General features: G+C 62.5%; 9 protein-coding genes. 6 read left to right on the top strand and 3 right to left on the bottom strand.

Annotation, left to right across the window (positions count from 1 at the left end; all coding sequences use genetic code 11):
• Nucleotides 1-213: 213 nt before the first annotated feature.
• From VMR39_RS03645 to VMR39_RS03620, 6 genes are all read left to right on the top strand, one after another.
• A complete protein-coding gene (locus VMR39_RS03645) occupies nt 214-795 on the top strand; it encodes a sulfotransferase (RefSeq protein WP_325414452.1) in 582 nt (193 codons plus the stop codon).
• Between the two features lie 359 nt (nt 796-1154).
• Nucleotides 1155-1754 (top strand): sugar transferase, encoded by a 600-nt coding sequence (locus VMR39_RS03640; protein WP_325414451.1) that lies wholly within the window; start codon nt 1155-1157, stop codon nt 1752-1754.
• A gap of 117 nt (nt 1755-1871) precedes the next feature.
• Nucleotides 1872-2960, top strand: a complete 1089-nt coding sequence (locus VMR39_RS03635; RefSeq protein WP_325414449.1) for an acyltransferase — start codon at nt 1872-1874, stop codon at nt 2958-2960.
• A 15-nt stretch (nt 2961-2975) separates the two neighbouring features.
• Nucleotides 2976-3506: an acyltransferase gene (locus VMR39_RS03630; protein WP_325414447.1), complete on the top strand. Its 531-nt coding sequence runs from the start codon at nt 2976-2978 to the stop codon at nt 3504-3506.
• Between the two features lie 104 nt (nt 3507-3610).
• Complete coding sequence (locus tag VMR39_RS03625; protein ID WP_325414445.1) at nt 3611-4519, top strand: glycosyltransferase family A protein; 909 nt, start codon at nt 3611-3613, stop codon at nt 4517-4519.
• 117 nt (nt 4520-4636) lie between these two features.
• Nucleotides 4637-5548, top strand: a complete 912-nt coding sequence (locus VMR39_RS03620) for an endonuclease/exonuclease/phosphatase family protein (RefSeq protein WP_325414443.1) — start codon at nt 4637-4639, stop codon at nt 5546-5548.
• A 22-nt stretch (nt 5549-5570) separates the two neighbouring features.
• Here VMR39_RS03620 and VMR39_RS03615 read toward each other — a convergent pair whose 3' ends face one another.
• From VMR39_RS03615 to VMR39_RS03605, 3 genes are all read right to left on the bottom strand, one after another.
• Nucleotides 5571-6053, bottom strand: coding sequence for a hypothetical protein (locus VMR39_RS03615; protein ID WP_325414441.1), 483 nt, complete (start codon nt 6051-6053; stop codon nt 5571-5573).
• Nucleotides 6054-6116: 63 nt separating this feature from the next.
• Nucleotides 6117-6842 (bottom strand): cell wall hydrolase, encoded by a 726-nt coding sequence (locus VMR39_RS03610; protein WP_325414439.1) that lies wholly within the window; start codon nt 6840-6842, stop codon nt 6117-6119.
• 133 nt (nt 6843-6975) lie between these two features.
• Nucleotides 6976-8327 (bottom strand): TolC family protein (locus VMR39_RS03605; RefSeq protein ID WP_325414437.1); only part of this gene is annotated, 1352 nt, incomplete at its 5' end.

The raw sequence follows: 8327 nt of genomic DNA, 5'->3' as shown, positions 1-8327 counted from the left end.
CACGCGCTTCGCGAAACAGGCAAACGCACTGCCGGATGGCTGTTGAGCCGTTCCGCTCCCGGCCTGGATTACCGAAATTGTCTTTTCGTCCTCGCGCACATGCGTTGCGGGTCGACGGCGCTGTCGAACATCCTGTGTTCTCGGCCTGACGTCAGCGGTTATGGCGAATCGCATGTCCGTCATGACGGGCAGGGCGCGCTGGGGCGGCTGGCGATGAACCAGATTCGCCGTGGCGGATGGAAGCCGCAGGCGCCGATCCTCTTCGACAAGATACTCCACTCGCGCCATGACTGGGCAGCGCCCCACGCGTTTTTCGACGCCAGGGCAGTGTTCATGGTGCGCCGTCCCGGTGATGCGATCTGCTCCATCGTCAGGCTCTTCTCGACGCTTGGCCGGGACGAATACGCCAGCGAGCAGGAAGCGGCGATCTACTATGTGGAACGATTGAAGGCGCTTGCGGCGCTATGGGATCGGTTTCCTCCTCACCGGCGTGTAGGGATAACTCATGAAGCCCTCATGGGGGCACCAGATACGGCCTTGGGCAAGATATCTGCTGGCCTGAACCTCGCGCCGGCGCTGGAGAACCGCTACGTAAGCCTTGCTGCGTCGCGGCGCGGTGGCGGCGGGGACCCGATCGCGAGCGGGCGATACAACTGCATCCAGGTGCTGCTCGACAAGAGCAGGCGGCCGGATGCCAATCCGGATATCCCGTCAGTACTCATGGCGGATGCTTGCGCTCGGTATGAACGATTGGTCGATCGATTCGAGGTGGACGATGTTCATGATCTCGTCTGAAAATGGCTATTGCATTGCTGAACCGATGTCAGGCCCAGTCAGCATAGTGCTCGTAATTAGGTATTTGTACTGGTTTATGAGTTTCTCTTGAATGAACTAGGCCCAAAACGAATTTTTCTTATATTGCGACTGCAAAATTTCGGGCGCTAAGATTGGTTAATTGAACGGTAACCAATGCTCGGGAGGTTTTTGTGGGACGCTTGGTCAACCAAGTAATGACGGTCCGTGCGCTTGAACCTGTGCAACGCGGCAGAGGTCGGCATGATCGCCCGTTGGTCAAGGCGGTAGAGCAGGGCCCCCGTGGCAATGTTCGGCCTGTCGGTTCTCGGGTTCGGTCGATATCCGCGCGGGAAACGTTCATGTGGCGCATGTTCGACGTCATGGTTGCTGCCATGATCCTCCTGATCGTGTTTCCATTCCTCATCGTTCTGACGCTCGTGCTTTATGCCAGTGACCCGGGACCAGTGCTGTTCAGGCATCGCCGGCTCGGGCATCGGGGGCGCTATTTCCAGTGCCTGAAATTTCGGACGATGAAAGTCGACGGCGACGAAATTCTTGGCGATCACCTGAACCGGAATCCCGAGGCACTGCGGGAGTGGAACGCCACCCAGAAGCTTCGCTGCGATCCGCGGGTCACTGCAGTGGGAGCCATCGTCAGGAAACTCAGCCTGGACGAGTTTCCGCAGCTCTTCAATGTGCTCGCAGGCGACATGAGCATTGTAGGGCCCAGGCCGATCGTCGAGATGGAAGTGCAGCGGTACGGCGACAACTTCGAACAGTATTGCCTGGTGAGGCCTGGACTGACCGGAGTGTGGCAAACCAGCGGACGCAGCGACACGTCCTATGAGAAGCGCGTGGACATGGATGTTTCCTATGTCGATCGCAAAAGCCTGGTCCTGGATGCCTGGCTGCTGTGCAAGACCGTGCCCGCAGTGCTGCTGGCGCGCGGATCTTACTGATGCCTAATCGGGGGAGCGCGAGCTTCACGACGCGAGAAGCCCAAGGAAGGGCGATGAATCGGCGAAAAACGAGCCGACTGGAAGGCGTGCTGGACCGGGGCGAGATGGGGGATCACCATGGTGGGAATTGTTAGCGCTGATCCGACATCGCGTCGCCTGGACGGGGTTCAGATTCTTCGTGGAGCAGCGGCGACGGCTGTGGCTTGGCATCATGCGCTGGAGACGTCCAAGGGTATCGGATACGCAGTTTCCCCCCCTGACTGGCTGGTCCTGAGCGGCGCTGCCGGTGTGGACGTCTTCTTCGTCGTCAGCGGCTTCATCATGGTCTACATTTGCGCACGCCGGGGCGACGTCGGTGGTGCAGGCGCAAGTGCCCGTTTCCTGACCAATCGGGCGAGACGGATATTCCCCCTGTATTGGTGCTGTTGTGCCCTGTTTCTCTTTGCCATGGCGCTGGGGTTTTTCCAGGAAAAAACGCTGAATCCAAGTGACGTGGCGGCGTCGCTGGCGCTCTGGCCAACAGACTTGAGGATCATCGGCATCTCCTGGACCCTCAGCTACGAGATGTATTTCTATCTGATCTTCGCCGTCAGCCTGCTGGCGCAAGACTTGCGGGGAGCCGTGTTGGGAGCGGGGGGTGCGATGGTGGCAATCACGGTACTTTCGAACCTCGCGTTCGATGCAGAAAGCTTCATCGCCTCGCCCATCGTCCTGGAATTCGTGATGGGCATGGCCGCTGCCATGGCGTATCTGCATGGACGACGGAGATGGAAGCTGCCGGGCCCGGCGGTTTTGACCGGAGTCGCAATCGCGGCGATAGTTGGGGCGAGCATCGTCTTCTTCGCCGGAACCACGCATAGTCTGCCGGGGCACGTCCGTTTCCTCGTGTGGGGAATACCTTCGGTCCTGTTGCTCGCCGCAGCCCTGCAGATGCGCGGCGAGACCTCCTCGGCGCGGAGATTGGGCGTTGCGATCGGCGATGCGTCCTACGCGATTTACCTTTTCCATCCGCTGGTGCTGATCGTCTATGCCAAGGCCTTCGAGACGTTGCCTGCACTGTCGCTCATGTCTCAGTGGGTATGGGTGCCGGTGGTGACCATCGGTTGCATCGGCGTAGGGTGTGCTGTGCATCGGGCAATTGAGCGTCCGCTGGCGAAGATGCTCTCCCGTTCCCGCGTCGCGCGTCTCGCCGTAGCGTCCACCTGATTGTGTAGGCATGGCATGTCGTTAGGGGAAACGCTTTTTCTGGGGCTCGCCAATGCCATGCCCCGTGGCCGGATCGGGATCGCGCTTAGGCGCCATCTGCTGGCGCTCGCAGGATTGCGGCTGGGGGACAAGGTTGTCGTCATAGGGCCGGTGACGGTGATGCCGGTCGGCAGCGGAAGCAGGATCGCCATCGGCGCCAGAAGCTTCGTCAATTCCAATGCGCGGTTCGGTTGTCGAGGCGGAGTGCGGATCGGTGCGTTCGCCCAGGTCGCCGCAAACGTCTGTTTCGAAACGGCGTCGCACGAAATTTCGTTCGCCGCCGGTTGCAGCCGGAAGGACACGACGGCCCCGATCGTGGTGGAGGACCATGTGTGGATCGGCACCGGTGCGATAATCCTGCCGGGGGTGACAATCGGGCGGGGCGCGGTCGTTGCCGCGGGAGCCGTAGTTCATCGCGATGTTGCGCCGATGACCTTGGTGGGCGGCGTGCCGGCGCGCTTCATTCGGATGGTCGAGGACCGGTCAGAACTCGTTGCCGGACAGTGAGCCGGAGCCGATCACAAGCTGGTTTGGAGCGGTGCAGCTATTCGCCGATCACTGCGGCGGGCATCGACGCATTTCATCGTTATCAGCGTTGGAGAAATGATCCCATGAATGCCCATGCCGGACCTGTCGGGACGGACCTTTCCGTGGCGGTCGTCGTTGCCAGCCTCGGCAGGCCGGACTTGGTCTCACAAATCCGCTCGCAGATTGAAAACCAGACCCATCGACCGGATATCCTGCTTTTTTCGGTGGTGGATGACGCCGACCTGCCAGCGGATTTCGTCGAGAGCAACACCGTCAAGGTCGTGAAGGCGCGCAGGGGCCTCTGTGCTCAGCGCAACGCGGCGCTCGACGTGCTCGGTGAAGCACACGACCTCATCGTCTTCTACGACGACGATTTCGTCCCTTCGCGTTTCAGTGTGGAGCGGATCAAGAGATTCTTTTCCGCACACCCTGAAGTCGTAGGGGCGACCGGAAACGTAATCGCGGACGGTATCAATACCAAGGGAATATCCCGCGTCGAGGCAGAGGAAATCCTGCGGCTCCATGAGGAGAAGGATTTCAGTCCGAATTGCATCGTGATGGGACTGACGGGGCTGTATGGATGCAACATGGTCTACCGAGCGGCATCGCTCAAGGGAAACCGGTTCGACGAACGCCTCAAGCTCTACGCATGGCAGGAGGACGTCGATTTCGCTGCGTCGCTGCGCTCCAGGGGCCGCATCGTCAAGACCTTTGCTTTCGCGGGCGTCCATCTGGGCGTTAAAGTGGGGCGGACGCCTGGCGTGAGATTGGGATACTCGCAAGTGATCAATCCCTCCTACCTTGCGAGCAAGGGGACGATGACGCCGGTCCGTGCGGCCCGCCTCATCCTGCGCAACATCATCGCGAACCACGCGCGATGTTTCCGGCCCGAGCCATGGGTGGATCGTATCGGCAGGGCCAAGGGGAACTGGATCGGCCTCGGCGATCTGCTGCGGGGGCGACTGACGCCCGAGCGGATCGAGAGCCTTTAGCTCCTTGTCGATCAGCGATCCGCAGCGCCCGTCTGATGCCCGAGTACGGCTTCCGCGCAGTGCCGTTGGGTGAGGAGGGTTAGCCAGCGGTGGTTGAAGGGGTGCGTCGCCTGCGCCGTGTTGGTCTTGCTTGGGGCGGCAAGCGGCGCGCAGGCACCGTTTCTTGATCTGCTTTCTCTGGTAGCCTTGCCTGCCGCCGTGATGAGCATCGGATCCGCCGCCATGCTCGCTGCGCGGACAGCTCGCGCGTCGCACTGTGCGTTACTGCTGGTTGCAGCAGTTCCAGGCCTCATGGTGCTATTGCCCGAGACGCGCGGCACGGCCCATTGCTCACCCTCGGGCGAACGGTTGAGAGTAGCTTGGCTGAATGTTCAGCGCACGGATCGCTCAAGCGCCATCATGGCGTGGATCGAGAGGGAAAATCCGCAGGTCGTTGGTGTCGGGGAACTCGACAAGAATGCCACGCACTTGCGGGCTCGATTGGCGGCGCGATACCGGGACCGGGCATCATGTCTCGCCAATGGGCGTTGTTCGACAGTGCTTTACTCCCGGATTGCGCCGGTCGAAAGTCGGGCACTTGCCCGAGGTGACGCGGAAAACCGGCGTGCGTTGTCGGCAGTGCGGATGAGGTTGGGATATGGCGACAAGGGCGTGAATTTTCCCATCGTGGCAGTGCATCTTTCTCGTCCATTTCCGCTCGGCCGGCAGCGGCAGGAGTTGCGAGACCTGGGGCCTTTTCTGCTTCAATCGCCCGATGCCATCGTGATCGGGGATTTCAACATGTCGCCAAGGATGTCGGCCCTGAGGCAGTTCGCTTCACAAAATGGCTTGCGGATCAACGCGGCTGGCGGCCCGACCTGGCCGGTATTTGGAGCGTGGGCCGGGCTTTGGCAGATCGATCACGTCCTTACTGGCAGCGACTGGGCGGTGACGGCGCTTCGCAGGTCGCCCGACCTCGGCTCGGATCATCGAGGACTCGTGGCGGATTTATGCAGGGTGGAGAGTGCCGGCGAGCACCGGAGCCGGTGAGCCAGACTAGCCCTTCGTTTCGTCAGGGTACGCTGGCGACTTGCCGCACGGCGTCCCATTGCCGTGTCCGATCGTCGAGGCACTCCTCCGGGTCGGATCGTGCGAAAATGGCGCAGTTCCATGCGACGATCCCGCCACTCCGGACGCCGTCGCGGACATAGAGAAAGACCATCTTTTGCCGGGCATCGTAGGGAATGGGGAATCCGGCCGGGATCGCGTTTGGATCGGTCCAGCCCATGACCTTGCAGAAACTGCGTCCCCGGCAGACGTCGAGGGCAAGCAGGCCGAAAGAGCCCGGAAGCGTATCGGGCAGAAGGAAGCCGAATGCGTCGCCTTGGGGATGTACCAGCCTGAGCTTGGCCCCCCGCATGTCGATCGCCTGCATGGAGGATGTCGCGAAGGCCAAGGCCGGTTCGATCGTCTCTTCGCCAGTGGAAGTCGATGCGGCTTGAATGCCCGCGACAAGGGCGGGCTGATGGGCTGCCGACACGGCGGCAAGCCGCATTTCGAATGGCTCCGTCGATGGTCGGGGTTGGTGAAAGGCCGCAGGGTTCCCCCACCCATTTGGTCAGCGGAAGAAGAGGTGAGGACCTACCTGCGCAACCTTTTCCAGTTTGCCGCTCCACATCGGTCGGACCCAATCGGTGTGATAGTGGGTGGCCAGGCCCACGGCCGCATATACGCTTCCACCGATCGCCTCGCGCGCGATGCGGCGGGCTCTTTCCCAAGGCCGGGGAAGCGGACGCCGTGCCATCGCGCCATCGCAGGTGAAGGTGAACTGGCATCCCGTCGCCCGCTCGGCGCCCTGATACACCACTCCGCAGACGGTCGCGGGGAATGCGGGATGGCGCACCCGGTTCAGCACGACCTGCGCCACGGCCCGTTCGCCTTCAGGGTCGTCTCCCGCTTCGTAGTACTGGGCGCTGGCAAGGCAGTCGATGGCGCGCAGCCGGCTGGCGTCGTCGCCTGAAAAACGGAAAGGGCGGGCGGCCGGATTTGGTCCGGCAGAGAAAGCGGTCGCGGCGTTCAGTCGCCGCGCCTCGTCGGTGGGCATATCGATGAACCGCATCGCTGGCAGGACTGGCATGGAGATGGTCGCTGCGGGCACCCTGGGCGTTGCATGACGAACTCTCGGCAAGGCGGTGCCGGGGGAGGGGATGCTTGAATTGCCGACGGTCACGGTTGCAGCCACGCTCATAAGCAGGATCGGCAAGACACGGAGAGGTGCGGTCGGACGGCACGCTTTTACGGTGCCGTTCCAGCAGCCCGTGTCGAACTCTTCGCGCCGCAGCATGTGCCTGCCCCTGTTAGGATGCGGGTGCGATACCGTGCCGGAACCGGGCGCAGCAAGGCGAGGGGCCGAAGGACAGGTCCATTTCCGATCAACTTGCGAGAATGGCTTGGGCGGGGCGTCCTCCGTTTCGGGCTCAGTCAGGTGTGCCTGACTGCACTGATACGGCGCCAGCAACAGGCGGTAGCGGGCTGGGATGCTCTACCGGCCATTGATATTCCCCAGCTGCCTCCCTGACGACAGGCGCACGCCTGACCCGCTCGTTGAGCAGAAGACGATCAATCGGGCCGAGGAGAGGTCCGAGTGGCAGGCCGGCAAACGCCGCGGTGGAGGGGCGATAGCTGTTCGGATCGTAGGGGGTGACTTCGGAGAACATATCGATCGACAGCAGCCCGGCGTCCCGAAGCACGGCGACATGACGAAGATAGACGTCCGCCCTTGCCTGCACCGCGCTGGTGCGTGCCGAAAGCAGGTCGCTGGTGACGTCCAGCACGTCCCGCAGGGTCCGTATCCCCGAGGTTTCCTGCCGTTTGACGCCATCGACGGCGCTTTCCGCAGCCCGCACTGCAGCATCGTATCGCGGCAATGCATCGGTCGCCGCCTGCAGCAAGGTCCAGTCGTTGGCGATCGCTTCGCGCATGTCTCGCCTTGCCTGTTCGACGAAGAACTGGTCGCTCAGGTTGCGGTCCACGGCGGCGCGGGCCATCGATGACATCTGGCCTCCCGAATAGAGTTGCATCGACAGGCTCACGCCAGCCACGGCCGATTCCTGCCTGACGGTATTCTGGTAAGGCGACAGCGGCGCACGGTCCAACGCAGCGAATCCGGAGACCTGGGGCATCATGGACGCCCGAGCCGCCCCGACTTCCGCGCGCGACCTTGCCTCCGCATACTTGGCCGCCGCGAGGTTCGGATTCGCGCGCTCGGCTTCGGCATAGAGCATATCCAGCGTCGGCAGCCGGAGCAGGGGCGGGGGCGGAGCGAGCGACGAGGGGTATGTGCCGACGAGGTTGCGGTAGCGCGCTGCGCTTACCTCCACGCCGGCGCGGGCGCTGATCACGCGGCCGGCGGCAAGTTCCATCCTGTTGTTGGTCTGGTCGAGATCGGGCTGCGTGGAATCGCGCAGCCTGAAGCGTGCCATCGTGACGTCGCGCTGCTGGAGCAACAGGGCATGGATCTCCACCGCCACGCCGTAAAGCTCGATATCGCGCTGAAGGGAGATGTAGGCGTCTACTACGTCGGAGATCAGCCGCTGGCTGGTGGCCCGCAGGTTTTCGCGAACGATCAGCTTGGTGGCTCGTGCCGCGTCAAGACCGGCCGCCAGGCGTCCGGAGGTGAACAGCGGCTGCGACAGCGACAATTCGGCCGTAGTTCCGAATCCGTCATTTTCCGAGGGCAACGTGGTCCCCCGAACGCGGCTCGTCGTGTAGCGGTGACTTCCGCTCAGGCTCAGCGTCGGACCGTAAGCGGCCTTGGCCTGAGTCACGC

It is taken from the genome of Sphingobium sp. (genome assembly GCF_035511395.1).
Taxonomy (GTDB): domain Bacteria; phylum Pseudomonadota; class Alphaproteobacteria; order Sphingomonadales; family Sphingomonadaceae; genus Sphingobium.
This window is presented reverse-complemented; position numbering and strand designations above follow the sequence as displayed.